Annotated in this window: 5 tRNA genes and 1 rRNA gene; all 6 read right to left on the bottom strand. The window is 48.4% G+C overall.

Features of this window, described 5'->3' with window-relative positions:
- Positions 1-20: 20 nt before the first annotated feature.
- Positions 21-97: transfer RNA gene (locus ACTJKA_RS19950), tRNA-Met, on the bottom strand.
- 15 nt (positions 98-112) lie between these two features.
- Positions 113-188 (bottom strand) — tRNA-Val (locus tag ACTJKA_RS19945).
- 32 nt (positions 189-220) lie between these two features.
- Positions 221-295 (bottom strand) — tRNA-Glu (locus ACTJKA_RS19940).
- A gap of 17 nt (positions 296-312) precedes the next feature.
- A tRNA-Ser gene (locus ACTJKA_RS19935) sits at positions 313-403 on the bottom strand.
- 4 nt (positions 404-407) lie between these two features.
- A tRNA-Asn gene (locus tag ACTJKA_RS19930) sits at positions 408-482 on the bottom strand.
- Between the two features lie 9 nt (positions 483-491).
- A 5S ribosomal RNA gene (gene rrf, locus ACTJKA_RS19925) occupies positions 492-607 on the bottom strand.
- Positions 608-765 lie beyond the last annotated feature (158 nt).

Below are 765 nucleotides of genomic sequence, written 5' to 3'. Positions count from 1 at the left end.
GGACCATTAGAGAAAAAATTTGGTTGCGGGGGCAGGATTTGAACCTGCGACCTTCGGGTTATGAGCCCGACGAGCTACCGAACTGCTCCACCCCGCGACGATATAAAAGATATGGTGGAGGATGACGGGCTCGAACCGCCGACCCTCTGCTTGTAAGGCAGATGCTCTCCCAGCTGAGCTAATCCTCCGAATAAAATGCTGGTATGTATTTCTATAAAAATGGTGACCCGTACGGGATTCGAACCCGTGTTACCGCCGTGAAAGGGCGGTGTCTTAACCGCTTGACCAACGGGCCCTTTATTATGTAAATTGTGGCGGAGAGCAAGGGATTCGAACCCTTGAGACGGGGTTACCGCCTACACGATTTCCAATCGTGCTCCTTCGGCCACTCGGACAGCTCTCCAAATTGGCTCCGCAGGTAGGATTCGAACCTACGACCGATCGGTTAACAGCCGATAGCTCTACCACTGAGCTACTGCGGAATGAAGAAAGCCTGGCGATGTCCTACTCTCACAGGGGGAAACCCCCAACTACCATCGGCGCTGAAGAGCTTAACTTCCGTGTTCGGTATGGGAACGGGTGTGACCTCTTCGCCATCATCACCAGACAATTTAGTGACAAAAGATATTATACTATGTATTACAAATAAATCAAGAGATTTTTGAAAAATGTTCTCTCAAAACTAGATAACAATGTTCATTTTTCACATTAGAATATAGGTTAAGTCCTCGATCTATTAGTATCTGTCAGCTCCACGTGTCACCA

The organism is Bacillus sp. 22190 (genome assembly GCF_052045575.1).
Classification (GTDB): Bacteria; Bacillota; Bacilli; order Bacillales; family Bacillaceae; genus Bacillus; species Bacillus altitudinis.
The sequence above is the reverse complement of the archived record's forward strand: the minus strand, read 5'-3'. Positions and strand labels throughout refer to the sequence as shown.